A 24,054-nucleotide genomic window follows, 5' to 3' on the forward strand; every position below is an offset into this window, starting at 1 on the left:
GGCACGGTCAGGGAAGTCACGGAAGGCCTCCCACGGTCGCGGCCGCGTTGCGTTCGCTGAAGTACTCCGCAGCGCGCACCGGCGTGTAGTCCGCTCCCCCTCCAACCGGCGGGGCGAGGGGTTCAACCACCTGTGTCATGTCAGGCTCCATGAACGCGATGATGCTGTACAGCTCCTCAGACGGCGCATCCTCACTGGGCGCCAGAACGCGGTGACGGGTGGAACGCCACCGGTCCCCGGTCCAGCGCGCCAGCAGGTCGGCGATGTTGATCGTCAACGCCCCCTCGACATAAGGCGCATCCTGCCACTCTCCGTCGGCGGTCTGGACCTGCAGTCCGCCGTAACCGGGTTCACGGTCGAGGATCGTCACCAGTCCCCAGTCCGTGTGCGGAGCTATCCGGTACTGGCCCTGCTTGGCACGCCCCACCACGGAGAGCGCCGGGTACCGGTTGATGTTGAAGGTGTGCGGCGAGTTTTCCGCGCGGTCGACGAAGAAGCGCTCGTCCAGCCCCAGTGCGGTGGCGAGCATTTCCAGCAGGTCGCGGTAGAGATCACGGGCTGCTCCTGCCCAGCGGCTGACCAGCGCCTCCAGCGACGGAACCTCGTCGGGGTACACGTTGGGACGGAAGTACACCACGTCGATGTCCTGGTCGCCGGTGCGGTGCTCACGGCCGAACGTCAGGGTCTCCTTGAGGTCGGCCGTGTCCGGGTCGACCTCCTCACCGTAGTAGGCGTTGGCTTCGTCGCCGGTGCGTATCCAACCGCGACCTCCGACGACGGTCCGATACTTCTCCTTGGTGGCGTCCGGCAGGTGGAAGAACTCCGCCGCCGCGGTACGGAGTTCGGCCGACCATGTGTCATCGATACCGTGCCCACTGACCATGAAGAACCCGGAGTCCTGCATGGCGCGGTCCAGACGGTCGGCGAGTTCTCCACGTCGTTCCACCGGTGCGGTGCGCCATTCCGCGACATCGATCAGAGGGATATCCAGCATCGTGCCCGTCAAAGGTTTGCCTTTCTTCATCCTGCGGTGTGGGCAATATCGTACACGCCCGTCACACTGCCGCCAGGATCTCCTTCAGCACTGCACGCATCGTCTCGCGTTGTTCGGCAGACACCATGCCGGAGACGGTGAGCGTCACTGTCACCCGCGTCTGATTCTTCGGTGCCACCGCGACCTCGAGTGAGGTTCCGTCCTCGAGCGAGCACCGCCAGTAGGACCGTTTCGGGGTGTCAGAGACACGCGGTTCGCCGCGCAGCCGGACAGGCTCGTCGGCGACGATCCTCGCGCCCACCCTGTCGCGGACTGTCGCCGGACCGTCGTCCCCTTCCGGTCCCTCGGGCCCTGCATCCACGGTGCGTGACGCCGCCACCTGGAAATCCCCCGCGCTCGACTGCCCGGTGACGCGACGACCGATCTGCTTCTCGTAGGCCACTGTGGCCCCCTGCCCCCACCACCCCGGGTTGTCGACCCCGGAAGCGACCATCAGGGGATGCACCGCAGCCGCCAGGTCTGCGTGGGGTGACTCCGCACCACCGGCAGCCTCAAATGCGCGGACCATGCTGTCCCAGTCCACTCCGGTGGCCTGTACCACCCGGGTGATCTCACCGTCTACAGCTGACGTCCGCGGCATTGTCCCCTCCTGTCCCGGCTCCCCCTACCTCACGCGGGCGGACTCGATACGTGTCGGCGCCACATAGGCCGTACCTGCCGTGCACAGGATCGCACCGAGGGTCAGCAGTGTATTCCAGTCCCCGTCCAGCAACCCGCCGAGCAGGACGTACACCACACCTGCGGCAATGGCCAGGGCGAGGATCGCGGCGCCGAAGAGGTTCTCGTTCCCGGTGCCGACCACCGGGATGTACAGCAGACCGGCGAGGACACCGACAATGCCGGCGATCGCCCCGTAGACGACCGCGGCACCCGGCCCCTGCGCGGCCCAGCCGGTCACGGCGGAGACGATGAGGTCGATCACCAGCAGGACGGCGAAGGAGATCACCGCGCAGAGCACACCGAGGATCACCAGGTTGATGATGACCTTCTTGGTGTCGAACCGCCCTGCCAGCAGGTTCTCGGGCCTAGGCGACTGGGGCGACTGAGACTGCTGCTGGTAGCCCTGGTTCTGCCGCGGCTGTTGCGGCGCATACTGCCGCGTCGGCTCGTACTGCTGGCCGTAGCCACGGTTCGGATCCTGACGGTAGGGCTGCTGGTTACTCATGTGACCAGTCTTCCATCCGGTCACACCCGGATCAACAACTCACCGTGCGGCATCACGAAGACCGCTGCCTCATCCTCGCTCCAGGTCCGCCATCCGGCACAGATTCGGTCGGTGGCATCTGCAGGGACGGCACCGGACTCACGGGTGCGGCGGGTCCAGTTGTCCGCCAACCACGAGGCCCCCGCCCCGGCACTGTACTGCCATGTCGTCGTGCTGAAGGTGAGCTGCCCGGGGCCGAATCCGGCGGCCCGGGCCCACTCCGGCAGGCGGCGTCCGGCATCGGGTTCTCCGCCGTTGGCCCGTGCCCGACGCCGGTAGTCGCGCTGCCATTCCAGCATTCCCTCCGGCTGCGGATGGAAGAACATGCCGTCGTAGTCGGCGTCCCGTACCGCGACGACGCCGCCGGGGGCGGCGACACGTGCGCATTCGCGTAGAGCGCCGACCGGGTCACCCAGGTGCTGGAGCACCTGGTGCGCGACGACGACGTCGAAGGTCCCGTCCTGGAACGGCAGTGCCTGTGCGTCACCGGTCATGAACACCGCACCGATACCGCGGCGACGAGCCAACTCCCCGGCGGCGGCCACAGGTGCCGGGGTGTTCTCCACACCGATGACCTGGGACGCCGCCCCACCCTCACCAGCGATGGCAGCTGCCAGGTCCAGGGTGATCGATCCGGGACCACACCCCACATCGAGGACCCGCGAGTCGCGGTGCAGGTACGGGAGGACGAACGCCATGGAGTCCTGTGCGGTGCGCGTCACGTGGTTGGCGAGGACCGCCGGACCGTGTCCGTGGGTGTACTTCATGGTCAGGAGAACCGGATCCCGGCGAACTGATGGGACTGGGCGACGAGTGTTCCTGCCGCATCCCACACGGTCGCAGACTCGTCGACCCGGTCGCCCTGGATGAGATTGGCCTTCAACAGGACGTTCACCGGTCCGGGCGCGGGCACCGCCCGGACATATGTCGACAGCTCGATGGTCGGTACCCACCCGCCGGGCTGGACGTCGAACGTCGCCGGCGGGAGCACGTCGGCGGCAAGCAGCAGGGACTCCGGGGTGAAGTTCTCCCCGTCCGGCAGCTCGACCCATGCCCGTACCTCGCCGTATCCGCGGGGTTCACCGGCGGTGAAGGCGGTCTGCCCGGGGTGCAGGTACAGCCCGGCGTGGTGGAGGATCTCCACGGGAAACTGCTCGGGCGGCGGCGTGAACCGGACGCACTCGGCGAAGGGAGCTCCCGGCGCGGGGAGGTCCGCCGTGGACCAGTCGACGTCGGCGTCACCGAGTGCTCCGAGGGTGAACAGTGATTCGCCGGTGATCTTCCCCTGCTGGCTCATCCGGACGCGGACCTGTGTGGTGGTCCTCCCGCTGCGCAGGAGTTCAGAGCTCAGATCCACTGCTCCCGGGCGTGGTGACCGTAGGAAATGGGTGGAGGCGGCGACGGTATGGGGGTGGACGTTGGCGTCGGTGGACTGTTCGGCCTCGGCCACTGCCGCCCGTGCCATGACCGTCTGCAGGTAGCCGCCGTTCGGGTTGCCCAGGATGGTCCATCCCGGGTCGATCTCTGCGCTCCAGAGGTGGTCGCCGCTCGGTGTGACGGCACTGACGTCTGCGTATTCGCTCACCCGGATCATTGTACCCGGTGTTCCCGGTGCCACAGGGCGGCTTGGAGCCGCGAGACCGCACCGATTTTGGCGAACAGGTTACCCAGGTGGGTTTTCACCGTGGGGCCATTCCTACCTCTCGAGTGAGTCTCCCCGGGGCCGGGGCGTGTGCGGGGGCTGTTCAGCGGGAAAACAGGTCTGTGAGGTTCGCGTCGATCTGACTCATGTAGCCCGGGCTGATGTTGAACAGCCCGAGGTGTCCCGCGTCATCAGTGATGACCCGCAGTTCGCTGCCGGGAATCAACTCCTGTTCTGCAGCGCAGTCACGGACCGGGAAGAACATGTCTTCGCTGATCGGCATCACGAACGTCGTGGCCCGTATCCGGGCAAGTGCTGCGGTAAGGTCGCCGCCGGTGTGCCGGGCCACGTCGCCTCTCTGCCATTTCCATGCATTGTTCAGCAGTGTGTTCGGGTCCATCGACATGAACAACGGATCCAGGAAGTCAGACAGAACCGCCTCAGGAGCGTCGAAGCCGAGACCGCGCCAGGCCTCCTTCTTCCACCAGGTCGTCGAGAACCCCATGACGGCCCACAGGTGGGACTGGCGTCGCAGGCCGTCGGCAACATCGGTGTGGGAGGTGTACTCGCCCCCGGCGAACCCGGGATCGGATTCGATGGTTTCGTTGAGAGTCTGGGTGAACAGGAAGTCGTGCGGGGTGTTCTGTGCGGTTCCGGCGATGGCCGCGGCACGGTGGACCCTGTCCGGGAAACGCACGATCCACTCATAGGTCTGTTGGGCGCCCATTGACCCGCCCACGACCGCGAAGAGTTCCTCGATGCCGAATTCCTGATGGAGCAGCCGCTGCTGAGCCACGACGTCGTCGCCGATCCTCACCTTCGGGAATGCCGACATCGCGATGGAGTCGTCGTCGGTGTTCCTCGGGGACACGGACATTCCGTTACCGATCTGGTTGACGCAGATGATGAAGTACTTCGACGGGTCCAGTGCATGGCCCGTGCCGATGTACTCCTGGAACCATGTCCCGTGGGTGCCGGAATACCAGGTCGGGATGAGGATCGCGTTCGTTCTGTCAGCATTGAGGGTGCCGGCGGTGGCGTAGGCCAGCCAGCAGTCGTCGATCACTCCCCCGTCCTCGAGTTCGAGCCGACCGATGGAGGCGGTCTCGTAGGGACCCTGGGTTTCTGCGGTGTAGAAGTTGTTCTCGATCATGTCCGGTTACCTCCTGGAACAGTGCGGAATAAGGCGGAACAAAGGGGCGAGACAGGACCGGATTCCCGGCATTCCCATTCTCCTGCAAAACTACCCTGTTTTCCCTCGCACCTTGCATCCGTGGGCCCGGAACGGTGAACTTGGACCCATGAGAACTCTCACCCGTCGTACCTGTCTGCCCGTGACAGGGGCTCTCCTGTCCACCGCTGTCCTGCTCGGCGGGTGTTCGGCGCCGTGGAGCGACTCCCCCACCGACGAGTTCATCAACCTGGTCAACGAGGGTGACTGGGCCGGCGCCGCCGCGCACACCGACGACCCCGACACCGCGGAGCGCTATCTCACCGAGCTGGACGACTCCACCGGTGACACCTCCGTGCACCTGGACATCGAGGACGGTACGACGACAACGACCTGGACCGTCCCGTCGGGCGACGAGGTCACCTCCGAGGGAGCACTGTCGACGACGGACGGTGACGGCGACCCGGTCACCTGGGACCCGCGGATCTTCGCCTCGGCGCTGACCCCCGAAACCACGGTGTCCTACTCCGATGACCGCACCTACGACCTTCCCGTCCTCGACGCCCGTAACGACACACAGATGTCCTGGACCACGGTGACCGTTTTCTCGGCGAGCACCACCGAGGAGATGGCACCGGAGCAGCAGGCCTCTGCCATCGCCGACGCGGCCCGTCCGGCGATCGACGACATTGACGCCGGCGAGATTGCCGCGCAGATCGCCGACGCCGACGAGAACGGCGAGGACGCGACCACGTTGTTCTCACTCCGGCCTGAGGACGCCGAGAAGGTCACAGGTGCCCTCGACGACGTCGCCGGAGTGAGCTCACGGGAGGAGGGACGACTGCTGTCCTCCGACGGGACGTCGTCCCCGGTGGACGGTGATGTGCGTGCGTACTGGGAGGAACGTCTCGATGACACGGCCGGGTGGACGCTGACCACCACCGGTGACGAGGAGCAGGGCCTCGAGGGTGAGATTCTGGGACAGGAGAAGCCTGAAAGCTCCGACCCGATCCGGACGACGATGGACATGGGGGTCCAGGCCGCCGCACAACGGGTCCTGGACTCAGAAGACCGCGCGGCGTCCATCGTGGCGCTCAATCCCTCCACCGGGGGCCTCGTCGCCTCCGCCCAGAACGCCGCAGCGGACAGTCAGGGCACCCCTGCAATGACCGGCCAGTTCCCTCCCGGCTCCACGTTCAAGACCGTGACCACCGCCGCAGCGCTCGCCCGGGGGACGGTCAGTCCGGACGAGGAGGTCGAGTGCCCCGCCAGTGTCGACGTCGACGGCAGGGTCATTCCCAATGACAATGACTTCGACCTGGGGACCGTGCCGATGCACACCGCGTTCGCCGAGTCCTGCAACACCACCCAGGCGTTGATCTCCCGCGGCCTCGAACCGTCGGACCTCAAGGACACCGCGGCCCGGCTGGGACTGGGCGTCGACTTCAATGCGCCCGGGATGACGAGCATGACCGGCTCCGTCCCTGTCACCGAGCCCGGTGCCGCGCGGGTCGAGTCGGCGATCGGCCAGGGCGAGGTACTGGCCTCTCCGTTCGGCCTGGCACTCATGGAGGCATCGGTCGCCCATGACGGCAGGATGGTCACCCCGTCGGTGATCCAGGGTGAAGAGACGACCAGCGACCTGGAGGACACCTCCCCCGATCCCCTCGATCCTGACGTGGTCGGGGCCCTGCGGTCGATGATGCGCGAAGCAGTGACCTCCGGTACAGCCTCGTCACTCAGCGACATCGACGGGTTGGGCGGGAAGACCGGTACCGCCGAAGTCGGCGACGGCGACGCCCACGGGTGGTTCGTCGGCAGTGTCGGTGACCTCGCATTCTGCGTGTTCATCGAGGGGGCAGACTCCTCTGGACCGGCTGTCGAGATGGCGGGCGACTTCCTGCGTGACGATGCCCTGGACGAGATCACCGGTTAACACCCCGATAGCCCGGGGCGATGGGACAGATAACAGAAGCGAGCCTCACCGACCCCACCAAGGAGTGGAACGTCATGACCCTCACACGCAAAGTTCTCACCGGAGCAGTCGCCGCGCTGGCCGTCGTCGGTCTGGCCGGCACCCCGGCCGCTGCCGCCCAACCGGAGCTCCCTGGGTCGTCCCTGCCCTCCCTGCCCTCCCTGCCTGCAGTTCCGTTCACGGGCACCTGGGTCGACGCGAACCCGGCCGGCGGCGCGAAGGTCACGTTCGACCAGGGGCGGATCTCCGGCACGGACGGCTGCAACGGCGTCGGTTCGTCGTACACGGTCAACGGCAATGTCGCCGAGGTCGATCCCTTCATCTCCACGATGATGGCGTGCACCGGACCGTGGAGCCAGTGGCTGCAGGGGGTGTCCACCATCCACCACTACGGTGCGGTACTGGTGGTCCACGGTGACGACGGTGGCGTCCTCGGCGTCCTGCGTCCGGCCTTCTGATGCGGGCAGGACGCCCGGCCACGGCGCTTGCCGCGGTCCTGCTCGCCGTGGGGCTGACGGCATGCGGCGGTTCCGATGATCCCGACCGACCCCAGACAACGGAGGCCAGCACCGTTCCTGACACATCGCCCGACTCACCGACCGACTTCACCGGCACCTGGGTGGATCCCGACGGGAAAGGCTACCTGAGCTTCGACGGCGACGGCGGCATCACCGGCAGTGACGCCTGCAACGGCATCACCACGACCTATTCTGTCGACGGCACTACCGCGACGGTGGAGCCGTTCCCCACCACGATGATGGCCTGCGGGGACGGCTGGTCGCAGTGGCTGCTCGGGGTGAGCACCGTGGAGCTGGGCGACGGAGCGCTCACAGTACTCGGACGTGACGGTGAAGAACTCGGCACCCTCGTCCCCGGTAGCGAGCCCGGCGACAAGCCGGAATGACACCGGCATGACCCCCGTCCGGCTGATCGCCACCGACCTGGACAACACGCTGCTGCGGAGTGACAAGACCGTCAGCGCCCGCACCGTCGCCGCTCTCGAGACGGCGCGTACGGCCGGTGTCCGGATCATCCCCGCCACCGCCCGCAATGTCCGTGGGGTCGTGGCGGTCAACGGGCGCACGGGTTTCTCGGACTGGGCCGTCTGCGGCAACGGTGCCTGTGGCGTCCACCTGGGCAGCGGCGAGGTGCTTTTCTCCGTCGAGGCCGCCCCGGTGTCCCTTGCGCAGGTGGTCGAGACTGTGCGTGACCGCGTCCCCGGCACCCGTTTCGCCGCCGTCCGGGATCTCGGCGCGCGCTTCGTCGCCGAAAGCGGGTACGCCGACCTGGCGTCCACCTCGGACCACAGCCGTGACCCGGCGTCCATGGAACGGGTTGATGCCGGGGAACTCGTCGCGGTGCCGGCGGGAAAACTGGTGTTCCGTCACCCGTCGATCCCCGCTGAGGACCTGTTCGCCGCCGTGTCCGACGAGGTGATCCGACTCGGAGGGGTAGAGGTCACACTGTCTGGTGCCCCGTTCGTGGAGGTGATGGCTGCCGGAGTCTCCAAGGCCGCCGGACTGGCGCGGTTGTGCTCCCATCTGGGGATCGCCCCGCAGGAGGTGCTGGCCCTCGGCGACGGTTTGAATGACATCGACATGCTGCAGTGGGCAGGTCGGGGTGTGGCGGTCGCCAATGCAGATCCTGCAGTCCTGGCCATCGCCGACGAGATCACCGCGGGTGCGGACGATGACGGGGTCGCGGAGGTACTCGAGCAGATCAGCGGCCATCTCAGCAGACACCTCAACAACAGCGTGACAGGACCTCGGCGACTGTCCTGACCGCCGGGTCGAACCGACCGGGGTCGGGTCCGGCGAAGTTGAGTCGGATGAATTTTCCCGTGGGTTCCGCAGGGAACAGGCCGTCGCCGGAGGCGATCATCACCCCGGCGCGTTCGCACTCGATGACCAGCCGGTGCAGGTCGGTCGTGGCGGGCAGTCGCACCCACAGGTTCAGTCCCCCGCCGGGCACCCCGGAGAGCGCCGCTTCCGGAAGGTGGGTGTGGACCGCGTCGACCAGGAGGTCTCGTCGGGAGCGCAGCTGGCCCCGTAGTGACGCCCGGTGTGTCCGCCAGGCCGGTTGGCTGACGACGTCCAGGGCCGCCGCCTGGAGCAGTGGGCTGACGTACATTGCCGATGCCGTGACGTTGGCACGGATCCGTTCGCCCACAGGGCCCCGGGCGATGACGGCGCCCACCCGTAACGCCGGGGAGACGCTCTTGGTCAGGGAGCGTAGGTAGATCACCCTCCCCGCGTCATCCTGGGCGGCCAGTGGTGCCAGCTCGGGGTGGTCGGTCATACCAAAATCGTGCGCCCAGTCGTCTTCGATGAGGAAGGCACCGTGGCGTGCGAGAACGTCGCTGATCTCGCGGCGCCGGCTCGGTGACCAGGTGACTCCGGTGGGGTTGGCGTAACGCGGTTGGGCGTAGAAGGCGCGGGCGCCGGTGCGGGCGAGTGTCCTGTCGAGTTCGACGGGGTCCGGACCGTCGTCACCGCCCACCGCCGGAACCAGCCGGACCCCGGATTCACCGGCGGCGAGGATTGCGCCCCAGTAGGTGGGTGACTCGATGACCACCGGGTCTCCGGGTGCGGCAACCGCGCGGAAGATCGCCGCGAGGCCGGACTGGGTACCGGGAAGGACGGTGACATCGGCAGCTGCGGCCGGTGGAGTCCCGGCGGGGGTGTACTGACCGAGTTCGTGGGCGAACCATTGGCGGAGTTCGGGGACCCCTGCGCGCGGGGCCGCCGTGACCGCGGCGTCGCTCCGTGCGGCGCGGGCCAGGGACTGACGTACGAGTTTCTCCGGTAACAGCCTGCGGTCGGGGTAACCGTTGTGCAGACTGACGGCATCTTCGGGGGTGGGACGCAGTGGTCCGTCCTCACTGCCGCCGGAGGCGGCTGTCGTCGCTCCGACAGAGGTGGCGGCACCGAGCGCACCGGCCTGCCAGGAGTAGTCGGCGGGGTGGAGTCGACGTCCGGACGGCCCTGCGGCGACGAAGGTGCCGACACCGGGTCGGGTCTCCACCAGGCCTTCGGCGGTGAGGACACGCAGTGCTGTCTGGACTGTACCGGGCCCGACCCCGTGGTCGCGGACGAGCACTCGGGTGGCGGGCAGTTTCGTTCCGGCCGTGCGGCCCTCGATCCACTGCCGGAGTTCCGCCACCAGCCGGGCACTGCTACTCTGAGACATGAAAGATAATAGTAGCGCTACTGCTGATAGCGGTCCACCGATACTGCCGTCGGGCCTGTGGTGGGGAGCACTCGGCGTCCTCGCCTTCTCCTTGACTGTCCCGCTCACCCGAATCGCCGTCACCGGAGGACTTTCCCCGGTGTTCACGGGCACCGGACGGGCTGTCGTCGCCGGAGTTCTGGCAGGTGCCCTCCTCCTGGTGACCGACCAGTTCCGCCGACTCCCCCGCGCCCGGCAGTGGCTGCGACTCAGCCTGGTCACCGGCGGTGTGGTGGTCGGATTCCCCGTATGCACCTCCCTGGCATTGCAGGACGTCCCGGCAGCCCACGGCGCCGTGGTCATCGCGGCACTGCCCGCAGCCACCGCTACCGTCACCGTCCTACGTACACGTGAACGTGCCGGAGCCCGGTTCTGGTGCGCCGCTGCGCTGGGAGCGGTCGCGACCGCCGCCGCCGGTGTCCTGCACGGCGGCGGAATTGGAGGAGGCCCCCACGCTGCAGACCTTCTTCTGCTCGCCGCCGTCGCCACCGGCGCTGTCGGCTACGCAGAAGGAGGACTGCTCTCGCGGGGCCTCGGCTCCTGGCAGACCATCTGCTGGGCCCTGGTACTCGGGCTACCGGTGATGACAGTCCTCGCCGTGACGAGTGCACCTGACTCCTGGGGCACATGGCTGGCGATCGACACCGACGCCTGGGCTTCGTTCAGTTACCTCAGCATAGTGAGCATGTTCCTTGGATTCTTCGCCTGGTACCGCGGCCTCGCACTCGGCCCCATGCTCCAGGTCAGTCAGGTCCAGTTGATTCAACCACTGTTGAGCATCGCCTGGGCCGCGCTACTGCTGAGGGAAAACGTCACCCTTCCCACCCTGCTCAGTGGACTACTCGTCATCGTCTGCGCGACAGCGGCCGTACGCGCACGGACAACACCGTCCCGATTTCACCCCGACTTGGAGGAAACACCGTGAACCACACCAGAAAGACCGTCCGTCAGTCCTCAAAACTCCGCAACGTTCTCTACGAGATCCGCGGCCCCGTCGCTGCCCGTGCCGCAGAGATGGAACGCTCCGGGATAGACGTCCTGAAGCTCAACATCGGCAACCCGCAGCCCTTCGGCTTCACCGCTCCCCCGCTGATCACCGCAGAGATGTCACGGAGACTGTCCAACTCCCACGGGTACTCGGACTCCCACGGTATCCCCGCCGCGCTGGATGCGGTGGCCGCACGCTACGGCGCGGTCCCGGATTTCCCCGAGCTACGACGGGACGACGTCTACCTCGGCAACGGTGTCAGTGAACTGATCACCATGACCTGCCAGGCCCTCGTCGACAACGGTGACGAGATCCTCATCCCCGCACCCGACTACCCGTTGTGGACTGCGATGGTCACTCTCGCCGGCGGCGCCCCCGTGCACTACACCTGTGATGAGCATGACGGCTGGAACCCGGACCTGAGTGACATGGAGTCCCGCATCACCGGGCGCACCACGGCGATCGTGGTGATCAACCCGAACAACCCCACCGGTGCGGTCTACCCACGGCGCATCCTGGAGGGCATCGCCGACATCGCCCGGCGGTACAGCCTCACACTGCTGGTCGACGAGATCTACGACGAGATCACCTACGACGGGACCGCCCACACCCACCTCGCCGCCGTCGCACCGGACGTACTGACATTGTCGTACTCCGGCCTGTCGAAGAGCAGCCGTCTGGCCGGCTACCGCGCCGGGTGGATGGTGGTGACAGGGCCGAAGGACCATGCCACGGACTTCCTGCACGGACTGGAACTGATGGCATCAACACGCCTGTGCCCTAATGTTCCCGGCCAACACGCGGTGGTCGCGGCACTGGGTGGCGGGGGCCTGAACGCCGACCACTCCATCGCCGAACTCACCGGGCCCGAAGGGCGGCTCACCCGGCAGCGGGACGTCGTGGACAAGTCGCTGAACTGCATGGACGGCGTGAGCTGTGTGACACCGCGTGGCGCACTGTACGCCTTCCCCAGCCTGGACCCGAGCGTCCACGACATCCGCGACGACGAGAGACTGGTCATGGACCTGCTGGAACGCGAGCACATCCTGCTGGTCCACGGCACCGGCTTCAACTGGCCGACCCCGGACCATCTGCGCATCGTCCTGCTACCGGAGGAGAAGGTGCTCGCCACAGCGATGGAGAGGATGGGGAACTTCCTGGCGGGTTACCGGCAGTAGGTGCGGACGGTCAGTGTCAGTCCTCAGGACATCCTCCGGAAATTACGTCGGTATGCCGTCGGGGTGACTCCTACCTGAGCCAACACGTGTCGACGCATGTTCGTAGCCGAACCGAGCCCGGTTCGCCGGGCGATCGCATCGACGGTGAGATCGCTGACCTCAAGGAGCCGCCGAGCCTCCGTCACGCGTTGGCGGTTAAGCCACGCAGCGGGCGGCTCCCCGAATTCGACCGTGAACCGTCGCTGGAAATGCCGCAAGGACATCCCTGCCTCGTTGGCGCAGTCGGCGACCGTCAGCGGTTCGGCCAGATGCTCGGTCATCCACTGGACCACCGGTGACATACCGACACCCGGTTTCGGGGTCGGATGCTCGATGAACTGGGCCTGACCGCCGGTCCGGTGCGGTGCCACCACCATCCTCCGCGCGATACGCGCACCAACGTCTTCTCCCATGTCACGGCGCACCAGGTGCAGACAGAGATCGATTCCGGCAGCGACACCGGCGCTGGTGGCGATGTCGCCGTGGTCGATGTACAGGACTCCAGGATCGACCGTGAGCGCAGGGTAGCTTTTCTGCAGTTCCCCGGTACGGCACCAGTGTGTGGTCGCAGACCGACCGTCGAGCAGGCCCGCAGCAGCAAGCGCAAACGCCCCAGTGCAGATCGACACAACCCGGATCCCGTGCTCGGAAGCGTGTCGCAGCAGGTCGAGCACTCGCGTCGTCGCCGGATCAGCAACATCAAGACGACTGTTGAACCCCGGGACGATCACGGTGTCCGCATGCAGGATCTCCTCCGGGCCCGCTACACCCCCGATACTGAAGCCGGTGGAGGTCGATACCTCGCCCGGCGCAGCTCCGACGACCGTGGCCTGGTATTCATCTTCATCCCGGAACCCGAAGATTTGCGCCGCAGTCGACAGATCGAAAGCTACTACCTCGGGAAAGGCCAGGATCACCACCTGATGGGCACGAGAGTGCTGGCGTGAATTGTTCGACACAGGTCATTTATGCCACTCGACCGCGACGAAGTCCACACCGTAGCGTGAATCTTATGACGTCCGAGACAAAAGACCTGGTGAGACCGCCAGCCCCTCCATTCACGAGAGAAAATGCAGTCGCCAAGGTGCAGGCAGCTGAAGACGCATGGAATACCCGTGACCCGGAGCGTGTGGCACTGGCCTACACACCTGATACCAGCTGGCGGAACCGCAGTGAATACATCGTCGGCCGTGACGCGGTCGTCCACTTTCTCACCGAAAAATGGAACCGGGAACTGGACTACCGGCTCCGCAAGAATCTATGGGCGTTCGACGGTGACAGAATCGCCGTACGATTCCAGTACGAGTGGCACGACGGCAACGGTCAGTGGTGGCGGTCCTACGGCAACGAGTTGTGGGAGTTCGACGCCCACGGCCTGATGCGGCGCCGCGAGGCCAGCATTAACGATCTCGCCGTCGTCGAATCTGACCTGCGCGTCACACCAGGAAAAGGGGTGATCCCGCCATGGTAAATCCGGTCAAAACCGCACCGCGAAGGACAGTGACGGTGATCCTCTACGAGGGGTTCGAGATCCTCGACGCCTTCGGTCCGGTCGAACTGTTCGGCCATGTCCCGGGGTGGACGGTGGAGTTCGCCGGAGTATCCGCAAAGCGCCTGGTCCGCAGTGCACAGGGCGCGCAAGTGCAGACGGATGTGAGCTTCACCGATCTACGGGACAGGCAGGGTGGCATCGACGTTGTGATGATCCCTGGAGGTTTCGGTAACCGCACGTTGATCCATGACTCGGTTTTTCTCGGCGACATCGCGGCGATCTGCCAATGCGCCTCGGTGGTCACCTCGGTGTGCACCGGCTCCGCAGTGCTCACCGCCGCTGGCGTACTGGACGGGCGTCGGGCGACATCGAACAAGAAAGCGTGGGCCTGGATCACATCCCAGAGAGAACAGGTCGACTGGGTTCCGCAGGCACGATGGGTCGTCGACGACGATGCCGAAATACCGGTATGGACGTCATCTGGGGTCGCTGCGGGAATGGACATGGCACACGCACTGGTCACTGCGCTGGCAGGTGCATCTATAGCCGAGGAGATCGCAGACAATATCGAGTTAGAGGTTCACCGGGATCCCACCTGGGACCCGTTCGCCGCCGTGCACGGTGCGGTCTGACGAGCCGCGCCGACCTCGCTCAGTCCCTTTTCTCCAGTTCGTCCGGTCAGATATCGCACTACTTAAGCAGCGTATGTAAAATCGACCAGGCCTTTTATGAACATTAGCAAATTATGGGGTGCGATATCCGAGTACGCCCTGAGGCTTACGTTCCCCGTCGAGAAGTCGCCCACTGACTGATCGTCCTTCGTACTACGAAACCCACGCTGCCATAGACCAGGAACCCTCCCTTACCATGGTCTCCATGAACACACCTCCCATCGCATTCGTCATCGCGGGCTCCGAAGCCACCGGCGGCGCCGGCATCCAGGTCGACCTGAAGACCTTCCAGCAACTGGGTACCTACGGTGTCGGTGCACTGAGCTGCATCGTCGCCTTCGACCCGAACAACAACTGGGGTCACCGCTTCCACCCGGTGGACCCCGACATCATCGCCGAGCAGTTCGAGGCGGCTCTGGCCACCCACCCGGTCGAGGCGATGGATACGGCGAAGGTCGGGATGCTGGGAACCCCCCAGACCATCGACGTCGTCGCCGAGAAGCTCGCCGAGCGCAGCTGGAAGAACCTCGTCGTCGACCCCGTCCTGATCTGCAAGGGCCAGGAGCCCGGCGCGGCGTTGGACACCGACAACGCCCTGCGGGAGAAGATCCTGCCGCTGGCGACGGTAGTGACGCCGAACGTCTTCGAATCCCAGACCCTGTCAGGCATGGCGAACATCGAGACCGTCGAGGACCTCGAGGAAGCTGCCCGGCGTATCGGTGAACATGTCCCTTACGTCCTGGCCAAGGGCGGAGTCGAACTTCCCGGCGACGACGCCGTGGACGTGCTGTGGGACGGCGAGAAGATCACCCGCTTCAGCGCCCCGAAGATCGGTGAGCAACGGGTCTCCGGTGCCGGCTGCACCGTAGCCGCTGCGCTGACCGCCGAGCTGGCCAAGGGGACGGATATCGTCGAAGCCGTTCAGCGTGCCAAGGACCTGGTCACCCGCGGTATCGAGCACCGGGTCACCGCCAACACCCCCTTCGACACCGTGTGGCAGGGGGCTTGAGCCACCCGCTACGGCCGTCACGCGCCTCAGTCAGGGCGACAGCCCGCAGCATGCTCACGCTCGGGCCTGCGCAGGCCGATCTGGTGCCGGCGGTCCGTGTGGCGCTGTCGTTGGCCGTGCCGGTCGTCGTCCTGCTGCTCACCGACCGGATCGAATGGTCGTTGTTCGCCTCATTCGGAGCGTTCACCTCAATCTACGGCCGGTACACCCCGACCCGCACCCGGGTGCGTCAGCAGGTCCTCGTCGGCGCCATGCTCACCGCGTGTGTGGGGCTTGGGGCACTGATCGCCCGGCTGGCAGTGAACTGGGCTGACGCGACCCATGCCGTCGTCACCGTCGTGGCCGGTGCCTTCGTCGCCGCCGTGACAGCGACGGTGATCATGGTGCGGGACCTGAAGCCCTCCGGCGCGGTGTTCACTGTTTTCGCCAGCACCGCCGTCGCCTCCGCGCCGGTCACCGCGTCCCCGTGGGTCGCTCTGGCCATCGCCGCGGCGTCGGCGTCCTGGTGCATTCTGCTGAGCTATCTGTCGCGGTGGACCGGTGAAGCCAACACCCGGGCCCACGTCCCTTCTCCCCCGACGTTCCCGCGGGCCGAGAAAGTCCGGCAGTTCAGCCGCTACGGTGTCGCCGCGCTGCTCGGCGGTGCCATCGCTTCATTCACCGGCATCGCCTCGCCGTACTGGGCCCAGGTTGCCGCCGTCGTGCCCCTTTCTGCGCCCCGGCACCGCCAGCAGGTGGAGCGTGGGCTGCACCGCATCGTCGGCACGGTCCTGGGAGTGGGTGTGGCGGCGTTCCTGTTGTCGTTTCCCAGCCAACCGTGGCAGATCATCGTCTGGGTCGTGGTGATGCAATTCCTCGCCGAGCTTTTCGTCCTGCGGAACTACTCCCTGGCGCTGGTGTTCATCACGCCCCTGGCACTGCTCATGGTCTTCCTCGCTCATCCGCAACCTGTCGGGACGCTGCTGGGGGCCCGTATCGCCGAAACGGTGATCGGATCGGTGGTCGGTATCGCCGTGGTCCTGTCCTCCGTGGCGATCGCACGACGGACCCGCTGAACGGACTCTTCCACTTTTCCGGAACACGTCCCGTAACATGACCCGGCGAACTGACACCTACCCCGTCCGGCACCACTGCCCAGCAACCCCGGTCGGAGAACGGAAAGACTCCGTGCCGGAATCCCCGGAACCCACGTCGCCCGACGGGCACACGCCCGTCGTCGACTCTCCCACCCCATCCCCTGCGTCAGAGCCAGGGCGTTACCCGGACGACATGCACCCGGGACTTGTACCGGGCATCAGTGTCGACGACCAGCGTAACCGCTTCGGTCTGGACAAGGTGGTGTTCTTCATCACCGCGGTGCTCATCCTCTCTTTCATCGCCTGGGGCGTCACCAGTCCTTCATCGGTGTCCGACGTGTCCTCGACGATGTTCGCCTGGGCGATCAAGAACGTCGGCTGGCTTCTCAACGCGGTGATGGTCTCCGCCGTCGTCCTCATGCTCTATCTCGCGTTCTCGCGGTTCGGGCGGATCAAACTGGGCACCGACGACGAGAAGCCCGAGTTCTCACGGTTCGCCTGGATCGCCATGATGTTCGGTGCCGGTCTCGGTGTGGGCATCTTCTTCTTCGGGCCATCCGAACCGTTGACCTACTACATGGACCCGCCGCCGCACACCACCGACCCGGAGACCCCCGAAGCTCTGCACCGTGGCCTGGCACAGGCCCACTTCCACTGGGGTCTGGCCATCTGGGGCCTCTACGCCATGGTCGGTGGTGCCCTGGCCTACAGCTCCTACCGCCGCGGACGGGTGTCACTGTTCAGCTCGGCGTTCCGCTCACTGTTCGGAGAGCGACAGAGCTCCGGCATCGCGGGCAGGCTCGTGGACATGATGGCGATCATCGCCACCCTCTTCGGCACCGCTGCGACCCTGGGGCTTTCTGCACTGCAGATCAGCGAGGGCATCCAGATCGTCTCGGGCGCCTCGCGCATCACCAACACGGTGTTGATCATGATCATCGCCGTACTGACCCTCTGCTTCATCCTCAGTGCCGTATCCGGTGCCGCCCGCGGTATCCGGTACCTGTCCAACCTCAACATCAGCCTGACGCTCGGTCTGGTGTTGTTCACCTTCATCCTCGGGCCGACACTGTTCCTGCTGAACCTGGTGCCCTCGGGCATCATGGCCTACGCCGACAACATGCTCGACATGATGAGCAGGTCGCTGTCCTGGGGTGATGACACGCTGGAGTTCCAGTCGGTGTGGACCGCGTTCTACTGGGCCTGGTGGATCGCCTGGACGCCCTTCGTCGGCTTGTTCATCGCCAGGATCTCCCGTGGTCGGACGATCCGTGAATTCGCACTGGTGACGACTCTGGCACCGACATTCATCCTGATCCTCGCCTTCACGATCTTCGGCGGTACCGCGATCAGTTTCTTCCGGGACGGTCGAGAAGGTGTTGACGGCGACTCCTCTCCCGAACAGGTGTTGTTCGCCCTGTTCGACAATCTGCCGTTGAATTCGATCACCCCGTTCATCATCGTGTTCGTCCTCGCCGTTTTCTTCATCACCTCGGCAGACTCCGCGTCCCTGGTGATGGGGACGCTGTCCGAGAAGGGCAACCCGTCCCCGAGAAAGCTTGTGGTTGTCTTCTGGGGCCTGTGCATGATGGGTGTCGCGGTGGTCATGCTGCTCACCGGCGGTGAAACCGCTCTGACCGGACTGCAGAACCTCACGATTCTCATCGCCATACCTTTCTCTGTGGTGCTCATCGTTCTTGCTGTCGCATTCGTGAAAGACCTCTCCACTGACCCGGCGGCGATCCGGCGCGACTACGCACGCTCCGCCATCCAGAACGCCGTGGTCAAGGGGATGCAGGAACACGGCGACGATTTCGAACTCTCCGTCTCCCGGACCGAGGGAGGCGCAGGCGCGGGAGCCCACTTCGATTCCACCGCGGAGAAGGTCACCGACTGGTACCGGCGCACCGACGAAGACGGCAATGACGTCGGCTACGACTACGGCTCCGGGGAATGGGCTGACGGGTGGACGCCGGACAGGCGTGCCGATGACGTCGGCGACGAGGACGCGGACGGCGATCCGGCGACTCCGGAACGTAACCGGGACTAGCCTGTCCGGTCCGCGTGCCGCACACGATACGATGAGAAGCTATGAGCCCCACGAGCACTGAACGCGAGATCCTCACCTACGACCTCTTCGGCACCGCCATCAAGGAGCTGGCACAGACGGTCGTGGACGACTACAAGCCCGACCTGATCCTCTCCATCGCCCGTGGCGGGCTTCTCATCGGTGGGGCCCTCGGCTACGCGATGGGTATCAAGAACGTCTCGGTGATCAACGTGGAGTTCTACACCGGCGTCGGTGAGACCCTGGACCAGCCGGTGATGCTTCCCCCGACCCCTGAGGCCGTCGACCTGTCCGGCATGAAGGTCCTCATCGCCGACGACGTCGCCGATTCCGGCAAGACCCTGGAGCTGGTCCAGGAGTACTGTGCCGAGACCGTCGCTGAAGCGCGCACCGCGGTGATCTACGAGAAGTCGCGTTCGATCATCAAGCCGGACTACGTGTGGAAGAAGACCGACCAGTGGATCGACTTCCCCTGGTCGGATTTCCCGGTCATCACGCCTACCGGGGCCCCGACCGGCGGCGAGGCCTCCTAGCTGCCGCCTGGTGTCCTGTTTCCGGCTCTGCCCAGCGCCTCTCCGACGCGCTTGCCGCTGTGGATGCAGCCGCCGAGGAACGTGCCCTCCAGCGCGTTCTTCCCGTGCATGCCGCCACCGCCGAAACCGGCTACCTCACCGGCAGCGTACAGCCCCGGGAGGACGGTGCCGTCCGACCGCAGACACCTGCCTGACAGGTCAGTCTGGATCCCTCCGAGGGTCTTACGTGTCACCATCCGCAGTCGCACAGCGATCAGCGGACCGTGGGCCGGGTCGAGGATCTTGTGCGGTTTCGCGGCCCGCACGATCTTGTCGCCGAGGAACTGACGTGCCGTCCCCAGATAGTTGACCTGGGCGTCCTTCGAGAATTTGTTGTCGAGCTGACTGTCGCGGTCCTCGATCTGCCCGCGGAGTTCCGCTGCGTCGATCACCGGTGCGGAGTCGTCCGTCAGGTTGTTCATCCCCTCCACGAGCGACTCCAGGTCGTCGGCGATGACCCAGTCCTCGCCGTGGTCCATGAAGTTACGTACCGCGACGTGCGTTCCTGGGCCGACCTTGCCGAGCAGCTTGCGCAGGGACTTGTCGGTGAGGTCAGGGTTCTGCTCGGACCCGGAGAAGATGAACTCCTTGTCGGCGATGGTCTGGTCGAGGACGAACCAGCTGTAGCCGTGTCCGGTGCGTCCGATGTGCTCCAGTGAGGCGAGGTTGTCGGAGCCGGGGAAGATGTTGGTGGGCAGTCGTTGCCCCGCCGCATCGAACCACAGGGTGCTGGGGCCAGGGATGATGCGGATCCCGTGATCGGGCCAGATCGGGTCCCAGTTGGCCATTCCCTCGGTGTAGTGCCACATCCGGTCGGTGTTGACCGTCGTCGCACCGGCGGCGGTCGAAATGCCGATCATCCGTCCGTCGACGTGCGCCGGCACCCCTGCCACCAGGTCAGTGGGACACTCCCCCCACCGCTCTGTCGGCCACGAACGACGCACCAGGTCGAGGTTGCCTCCGATACCACCCGAGGTGACAGCCACCGCCGCGCCGCGGTACTCGAAGGTGTCCACCACATCGCGCGATGAGGCGACACCCCGCCCCAGGTCATCGCAGGGGGCCAGAATGCTCCCCCGTACGCCGACCACTGCGCCGTCGTCGACGATCAGTTCGTCGACCCGGTGGCGGAACGCGAAGCGGACCGTGCCCCGCCGCTCCGCGTCAAGCAGTGGCTCCCGGAAGACACGGACGACCTCCGGCCCGGTACCCCAGGTCAGGTGGAACCGTGGCACCGAATTCCCGTGCCCGGAAGCGTTCCCGCTGCCCCGTTCCGCCCACCCCACCGTCGGCAGGACGTTGAGCCCGAGGCCGCGCAGGTAGTCACGTTTCTCCGTCGCTGCGAAGTGGACGTACGCCCGGCCCCACTCCCGTGGCCAACGGTCATTGTCGGACTCGTCGTAGCCTGCAGAGTTCCGCCAGTCGCGCCAGGCCAGATCCTCGGAATCGTGGATCCCCATGAACTTCTGTTCCGGGCTGCCGACGTAGAAGAGCCCGCCGAGCGACCAGTAGGCCTGACCTCCGAGATTGGCACGGTTCTCCTGGTCGAGAACGAGCACCTCCCGTCCTGCCTTCTCCGCCTCATAGGCTGCGACGAGGCCGGCGAGGCCGGCCCCGACGATGATCACGGTGCTGTCTGTACTTCCTCGACTCTCTCCCATACAAAAGGAGTCTAGGTGCTACAGACCCGGCGGGCGCACAAGCGAGATATCCCACACAGCGGACAGTTGCGTTCGTTGTGTGGGAAGGGTAGTTTTCCACACCGTCCTGCAGACACATCCACGTTCCCGAAGAGAGACTCGCAGCCACGCCATGACCACACCCCTCACCGATCATTCCGGCCCACCGCCGGAGACCACTACCGCGCAGACGACCGGCAACAAGAAGAGCCGGGTGATCTTCGCTTCGACGATCGGCACGACGATCGAGTTCTACGACTTCTACGCCTACGCCACGGCCGCGATCATCGTCTTCCCGCACCTCTTCTTCCCGGAGAACGAGAACTCCACCGTCGGCCTTCTCGCCTCCCTCGCCACCTTCGGCCTGGCCTTCGTCGCCCGCCCGGTCGGCTCAGTGCTCTTCGGGCACTTCGGCGACCGGGTCGGACGCAAAGCCACGCTGATCGGCGCCCTGCTGACCATGGGCATCGCCACCTTCATCATCGGCCTGCTCCCGACCTACGAGCAGATCGGCCTGTGGGCACCGGCACTCCTCGCGCTGATGCGCTTCTGCCAGGGACTCGGACTCGGCGGGGAATGGTCCGGAGCCGCACTCCTGGCCACCGAAAACGCCGAGGAAGGCAAGCGCGCCCGTGCCGCGATGTGGCCTCAGCTCGGCGCCCCCTTCGGCTTCATCCTGGCCAACGGCCTGTTCCTCATCCTCGTCCTGGGGATGGACCACACCCACGGCGAGCCCGGCGGCGCGTTCATGACCTGGGGATGGCGGGTGCCGTTCCTGCTGTCCTCGGTGATGGTGATCATCGGGCTCTACGTGCGCTTCAAGCTCGAGGAAACCCCGGTCTTCCAGGACACGCTGGACAAGGGCGAGGACGTCAAGGTCCCCACCCTCGAGGTCTTCCGCACCGCCTGGCGCCCGGTCCTGCTCGGCACCTTCGTGATGGTCTCGACCTACACCCTGTTCTACCTGGTGACGACCTGGTTCCTCTCCTTCGGTATCGGTGACCGCGACGCCGGTGAAGGGCTGGGGATCCCCTACAACCACTTCCTCGTCATCCAGCTGATCACCGTGCTGTTCTTCGTCATCGGCATCCCCCTCGCCGGCTACCTGTCCGACACCGTGGGTCGCCGCCGCTACCTCACCGTGGTCTCCGTCCTGGTGCTGGCGTACTCCTGTGCCTTCCAGGCGTTCCTCGACCCGGCGACCTCCGGTGAGGTCAAGGCCGGCATCTTCCTCGGCATCGGCATGTTTCTGATGGGCCTGATTTTCGGCTCCATGTCCGCCGTCCTCCCGGAGATGTTCCCCACCAATGTGCGCTACACCGGCTCCGGAATCTCCTACAACGTCTCGTCCATCCTCGGTGCGGCCGTCGCGCCGTTCATCGCCGTGGCGCTGGCCACCACCTACGGCCCCTGGGCAGTCGGCGTCTACCTGGCCGTCGTCGTGCTGATCAGCCTGGTGGCCATCCGTCTGATGCCGGAGACCAGGGACACCGACCTCTACACCGTGTAGACCTCAGAACCGACGGAACACGAACTGCTCGCAGTCCAGTGCTCCGGCGCGGGCGAGCGCCTCGTGCAGTGCGAACTGGTAGTTCCACAGCCGTCGGTAGACGGCGTCGAAGCCCGCCGCAGCTGCGGCACGCTCCCGGGAGTTGAACGCCGAGCGCCACAGTGCCAGCGTGGTCGCGTAGTGCGAACCCATCCGGTTGCGTGCCGTGAGACGGAGGCCCGCCCGGTTCGCGCGCGAGAGCACGTGCTCGGCGGTGGGGTACTCGACGGCGGGCCACACATAGGCGCGCATCACGTCGAGACTCTCACCGACAGTCTCGTCCGGCAGGCCGGAATCCGGCACACGCACCACCGACTGGATCACCGCGATCCCGTCGGACGCCAGCATGCGCTCGACGGCCCGGAGGAAGTGGATGGTGCCGTCGTCGCCGAGGGTCTCCATGCGTTCCACGCTGAAGATCGCGTCGTAGGTACCCGACCACTGCCGGGGTGAGGGGACCGGCCCGCGAATCGTCTGCACACGCACGGCACCACCGACGCCGGCATCATGCGCATAGGCCCTGACCCGTTCCGCATGCTCGACGTCCGAGGTCAACACGTCGACATGCGCGCCCCGTTGGGCCGCCATGACCGGGAGTGCACCACCGGAGGACGGCAGCTCCAGGACCCGGTGGCCCGGGCCGACCTGTGCTTCGTCGAGCATGGCGTTGATGCGGTGGCGTTGCGCCGAGTCCAGGTCGGCCCGGTCGACGAGTTCCGGGTCCGTCGGGGCATCGAAGTAGCGGACCGTCACCGCGGGATGATGACCGTCCTGCTCCGGGTTCTCCACCTCGGATGTCCGGGTCCCGGAGGCGAAGAGTGCTGACCCGGTGGCACGGTAGCGCCCGGCGTAGATGTCCACCAGACTGTCGGGGAGATCACCGGCACGCACATGTCCGGACACCCGCCGGCGCCGTCGGGACAGCGTCCGACCGAACCCGCCTTCCAACGGCTGGGTCAACAGCACCCCCAGAACGTCCGGCAGAGGCTCGGCGGTCCACTCCCCCGCCATGTACCCCTCGGCGAGTCCGAGCCACCCCGAGTCGACGACACGGTCGAGGACCAGTCCGTCATCCACCACGAACCGGGGGGTCGCCCCCGGCGTCAGTGCCACCCCGTGCTCCTGGGTGAGGTCCTCCAGACGTTGTTGCAGGTTGACCGCCCGCCGTCCGAGAAACGGTGCTTCGGGCAGACGTGCCACCCCCGGCCAGCGCTCGGGGTCGACGTAGGACTCCCGACCGTCCCGCGGGTCGCGACGGCGACGGCCGTCGTCGACAGGTGGTGCCACCTCTGCCTCCGTCCTCGCTGGTATCATGCGTTTCCGACAAAAACTACCATTCACCCCCGGCTGCACCCGAAACAGAAACGGGCTCGGCGAGAGCTGACCGCATCCTGCCCGCGTGATGAGGAGATCGACGACAGGCACTAGTATGGGCACTCAGGTCCGACGCGACCGGGAG

Annotated in this window: 23 protein-coding genes; 13 read left to right on the forward strand and 10 right to left on the reverse strand. The window is 66.1% G+C overall.

Annotation, left to right across the window (positions count from 1 at the left end):
• Nucleotides 1-16 precede the first annotated feature (16 nt).
• The 6 genes from FS507_RS01670 to FS507_RS01695 all read right to left on the reverse strand — a co-directional run bounded on the left by FS507_RS01670 (nt 17) and on the right by FS507_RS01695 (nt 5,053).
• On the reverse strand, nt 17-994 hold the full coding sequence (locus tag FS507_RS01670) for an isopenicillin N synthase family dioxygenase (RefSeq protein ID WP_145941082.1): 978 nt from the start codon (nt 992-994) through the stop codon (nt 17-19).
• Between the two features lie 61 nt (nt 995-1,055).
• Nucleotides 1,056-1,634, reverse strand: coding sequence for a hypothetical protein (locus FS507_RS01675; protein ID WP_145941083.1), 579 nt, complete (start codon nt 1,632-1,634; stop codon nt 1,056-1,058).
• A gap of 24 nt (nt 1,635-1,658) precedes the next feature.
• Complete coding sequence (locus FS507_RS01680; RefSeq protein ID WP_260853098.1) at nt 1,659-2,219, reverse strand: hypothetical protein; 561 nt, start codon at nt 2,217-2,219, stop codon at nt 1,659-1,661.
• Between the two features lie 20 nt (nt 2,220-2,239).
• The gene (locus tag FS507_RS01685; protein ID WP_145941085.1) at nt 2,240-3,025 is read right to left on the reverse strand and encodes a class I SAM-dependent methyltransferase; all 786 of its coding nucleotides are present in this window, start codon (nt 3,023-3,025) and stop codon (nt 2,240-2,242) included.
• Between the two features lie 2 nt (nt 3,026-3,027).
• Nucleotides 3,028-3,843, reverse strand: a complete 816-nt coding sequence (locus FS507_RS01690; protein WP_222121372.1) for a thioesterase family protein — start codon at nt 3,841-3,843, stop codon at nt 3,028-3,030.
• Between the two features lie 160 nt (nt 3,844-4,003).
• A complete protein-coding gene (locus FS507_RS01695; RefSeq protein WP_145941086.1) occupies nt 4,004-5,053 on the reverse strand; it encodes an alpha/beta fold hydrolase in 1,050 nt (349 codons plus the stop codon).
• A 148-nt stretch (nt 5,054-5,201) separates the two neighbouring features.
• Between FS507_RS01695 and FS507_RS01700 the strand changes: the two genes are divergently transcribed.
• The 4 genes from FS507_RS01700 to FS507_RS01715 all read left to right on the forward strand — a co-directional run bounded on the left by FS507_RS01700 (nt 5,202) and on the right by FS507_RS01715 (nt 8,827).
• Entirely contained in the window at nt 5,202-7,007 is a 1,806-nt protein-coding gene (locus FS507_RS01700; RefSeq protein ID WP_145941087.1) for a penicillin-binding transpeptidase domain-containing protein, read from the forward strand.
• A gap of 74 nt (nt 7,008-7,081) precedes the next feature.
• Entirely contained in the window at nt 7,082-7,504 is a 423-nt protein-coding gene (locus tag FS507_RS01705; protein WP_145941088.1) for an META domain-containing protein, read from the forward strand.
• Nucleotides 7,504-7,950, forward strand: coding sequence for an META domain-containing protein (locus FS507_RS01710; RefSeq protein ID WP_145941089.1), 447 nt, complete (start codon nt 7,504-7,506; stop codon nt 7,948-7,950). Before FS507_RS01705 ends, FS507_RS01710 begins: the two co-directional genes overlap by 1 nt.
• Nucleotides 7,889-8,827 (forward strand): HAD family hydrolase, encoded by a 939-nt coding sequence (locus tag FS507_RS01715; RefSeq protein WP_260853099.1) that lies wholly within the window; start codon nt 7,889-7,891, stop codon nt 8,825-8,827. Before FS507_RS01710 ends, FS507_RS01715 begins: the two co-directional genes overlap by 62 nt.
• On the opposite strand, the gene FS507_RS01720 is transcribed toward FS507_RS01715, so the two are convergent.
• The gene (locus FS507_RS01720; protein ID WP_145941090.1) at nt 8,790-10,235 is read right to left on the reverse strand and encodes an aminotransferase-like domain-containing protein; all 1,446 of its coding nucleotides are present in this window, start codon (nt 10,233-10,235) and stop codon (nt 8,790-8,792) included. The genes FS507_RS01715 and FS507_RS01720 overlap by 38 nt on opposite strands.
• On the opposite strand from FS507_RS01720, the gene FS507_RS01725 reads away from it, so the two are divergent.
• Both FS507_RS01725 and FS507_RS01730 read left to right on the forward strand, forming a co-directional pair.
• Entirely contained in the window at nt 10,234-11,199 is a 966-nt protein-coding gene (locus tag FS507_RS01725) for a DMT family transporter (protein ID WP_145941091.1), read from the forward strand. The genes FS507_RS01720 and FS507_RS01725 overlap by 2 nt on opposite strands.
• Nucleotides 11,169-12,440, forward strand: a complete 1,272-nt coding sequence (locus FS507_RS01730) for a pyridoxal phosphate-dependent aminotransferase (RefSeq protein ID WP_145941170.1) — start codon at nt 11,169-11,171, stop codon at nt 12,438-12,440. The genes FS507_RS01725 and FS507_RS01730 overlap by 31 nt, the downstream gene beginning before the upstream one ends.
• A 23-nt stretch (nt 12,441-12,463) precedes the next feature.
• On the opposite strand, the gene FS507_RS01735 is transcribed toward FS507_RS01730, so the two are convergent.
• On the reverse strand, nt 12,464-13,438 hold the full coding sequence (locus FS507_RS01735) for a GlxA family transcriptional regulator (RefSeq protein WP_145941092.1): 975 nt from the start codon (nt 13,436-13,438) through the stop codon (nt 12,464-12,466).
• Between the two features lie 53 nt (nt 13,439-13,491).
• Here FS507_RS01735 and FS507_RS01740 point away from each other — a divergent pair, with 53 nt between their 5' ends.
• The 6 genes from FS507_RS01740 (at nt 13,492) to FS507_RS01765 (ending at nt 19,328) form a co-directional block, all read left to right on the forward strand.
• Nucleotides 13,492-13,950 (forward strand): nuclear transport factor 2 family protein, encoded by a 459-nt coding sequence (locus tag FS507_RS01740; protein ID WP_145941093.1) that lies wholly within the window; start codon nt 13,492-13,494, stop codon nt 13,948-13,950.
• Nucleotides 13,944-14,603, forward strand: a complete 660-nt coding sequence (locus FS507_RS01745) for a DJ-1/PfpI family protein (RefSeq protein ID WP_145941094.1) — start codon at nt 13,944-13,946, stop codon at nt 14,601-14,603. The genes FS507_RS01740 and FS507_RS01745 overlap by 7 nt, the downstream gene beginning before the upstream one ends.
• Nucleotides 14,604-14,847: 244 nt before the next feature.
• Nucleotides 14,848-15,651: a bifunctional hydroxymethylpyrimidine kinase/phosphomethylpyrimidine kinase gene (gene thiD / locus FS507_RS01750; protein WP_145941095.1), complete on the forward strand. Its 804-nt coding sequence runs from the start codon at nt 14,848-14,850 to the stop codon at nt 15,649-15,651.
• Nucleotides 15,648-16,706, forward strand: coding sequence for an FUSC family protein (locus FS507_RS01755; protein WP_222121373.1), 1,059 nt, complete (start codon nt 15,648-15,650; stop codon nt 16,704-16,706). Before thiD ends, FS507_RS01755 begins: the two co-directional genes overlap by 4 nt.
• Nucleotides 16,707-16,920: 214 nt before the next feature.
• Nucleotides 16,921-18,777 (forward strand): BCCT family transporter, encoded by a 1,857-nt coding sequence (locus tag FS507_RS01760; RefSeq protein ID WP_260853100.1) that lies wholly within the window; start codon nt 16,921-16,923, stop codon nt 18,775-18,777.
• A 41-nt stretch (nt 18,778-18,818) separates the two neighbouring features.
• Nucleotides 18,819-19,328, forward strand: coding sequence for a phosphoribosyltransferase (locus tag FS507_RS01765; RefSeq protein ID WP_145941097.1), 510 nt, complete (start codon nt 18,819-18,821; stop codon nt 19,326-19,328).
• On the opposite strand, the gene FS507_RS01770 is transcribed toward FS507_RS01765, so the two are convergent.
• Complete coding sequence (locus FS507_RS01770; RefSeq protein WP_145941098.1) at nt 19,325-21,028, reverse strand: FAD-binding dehydrogenase; 1,704 nt, start codon at nt 21,026-21,028, stop codon at nt 19,325-19,327. The genes FS507_RS01765 and FS507_RS01770 overlap by 4 nt on opposite strands.
• 151 nt (nt 21,029-21,179) lie before the next feature.
• Between FS507_RS01770 and FS507_RS01775 the strand changes: the two genes are divergently transcribed.
• Nucleotides 21,180-22,556, forward strand: a complete 1,377-nt coding sequence (locus FS507_RS01775; RefSeq protein WP_145941099.1) for an MFS transporter — start codon at nt 21,180-21,182, stop codon at nt 22,554-22,556.
• A gap of 3 nt (nt 22,557-22,559) precedes the next feature.
• On the opposite strand, the gene FS507_RS01780 is transcribed toward FS507_RS01775, so the two are convergent.
• Nucleotides 22,560-23,882, reverse strand: a complete 1,323-nt coding sequence (locus FS507_RS01780; protein WP_260853101.1) for a class I SAM-dependent methyltransferase — start codon at nt 23,880-23,882, stop codon at nt 22,560-22,562.
• Nucleotides 23,883-24,054 lie beyond the last annotated feature (172 nt).

Source organism: Corynebacterium glyciniphilum AJ 3170 (genome assembly GCF_007673095.1).
GTDB lineage: Bacteria > Actinomycetota > Actinomycetes > Mycobacteriales > Mycobacteriaceae > Corynebacterium.

Bases quoted from the DNA above. Each gene is read 5' to 3' on its own strand.
- FS507_RS01710 (WP_145941089.1), top strand. From the start codon at position 7,504: ATGCGGGCAGGACGCCCGGCCACGGCGCTTGCCGCGGTCCTGCTCGCC.
- FS507_RS01745 (WP_145941094.1), top strand. From the start codon at position 13,944: ATGGTAAATCCGGTCAAAACCGCACCGCGAAGGACAGTGACGGTGATC.
- FS507_RS01675 (WP_145941083.1), bottom strand. From the start codon at position 1,634: ATGCCGCGGACGTCAGCTGTAGACGGTGAGATCACCCGGGTGGTACAG.
- FS507_RS01760 (WP_260853100.1), top strand. From the start codon at position 16,921: ATGCACCCGGGACTTGTACCGGGCATCAGTGTCGACGACCAGCGTAAC.
- FS507_RS01740 (WP_145941093.1), top strand. From the start codon at position 13,492: ATGACGTCCGAGACAAAAGACCTGGTGAGACCGCCAGCCCCTCCATTC.
- FS507_RS01695 (WP_145941086.1), bottom strand. From the start codon at position 5,053: ATGATCGAGAACAACTTCTACACCGCAGAAACCCAGGGTCCCTACGAG.
- FS507_RS01725 (WP_145941091.1), top strand. From the start codon at position 10,234: ATGAAAGATAATAGTAGCGCTACTGCTGATAGCGGTCCACCGATACTG.
- FS507_RS01775 (WP_145941099.1), top strand. From the start codon at position 21,180: ATGACCACACCCCTCACCGATCATTCCGGCCCACCGCCGGAGACCACT.
- FS507_RS01720 (WP_145941090.1), bottom strand. From the start codon at position 10,235: ATGTCTCAGAGTAGCAGTGCCCGGCTGGTGGCGGAACTCCGGCAGTGG.
- FS507_RS01680 (WP_260853098.1), bottom strand. From the start codon at position 2,219: ATGAGTAACCAGCAGCCCTACCGTCAGGATCCGAACCGTGGCTACGGC.
- FS507_RS01770 (WP_145941098.1), bottom strand. From the start codon at position 21,028: ATGGGAGAGAGTCGAGGAAGTACAGACAGCACCGTGATCATCGTCGGG.
- FS507_RS01670 (WP_145941082.1), bottom strand. From the start codon at position 994: ATGCTGGATATCCCTCTGATCGATGTCGCGGAATGGCGCACCGCACCG.
- FS507_RS01705 (WP_145941088.1), top strand. From the start codon at position 7,082: ATGACCCTCACACGCAAAGTTCTCACCGGAGCAGTCGCCGCGCTGGCC.
- FS507_RS01700 (WP_145941087.1), top strand. From the start codon at position 5,202: ATGAGAACTCTCACCCGTCGTACCTGTCTGCCCGTGACAGGGGCTCTC.
- thiD (WP_145941095.1), top strand. From the start codon at position 14,848: ATGAACACACCTCCCATCGCATTCGTCATCGCGGGCTCCGAAGCCACC.
- FS507_RS01685 (WP_145941085.1), bottom strand. From the start codon at position 3,025: ATGAAGTACACCCACGGACACGGTCCGGCGGTCCTCGCCAACCACGTG.
- FS507_RS01765 (WP_145941097.1), top strand. From the start codon at position 18,819: ATGAGCCCCACGAGCACTGAACGCGAGATCCTCACCTACGACCTCTTC.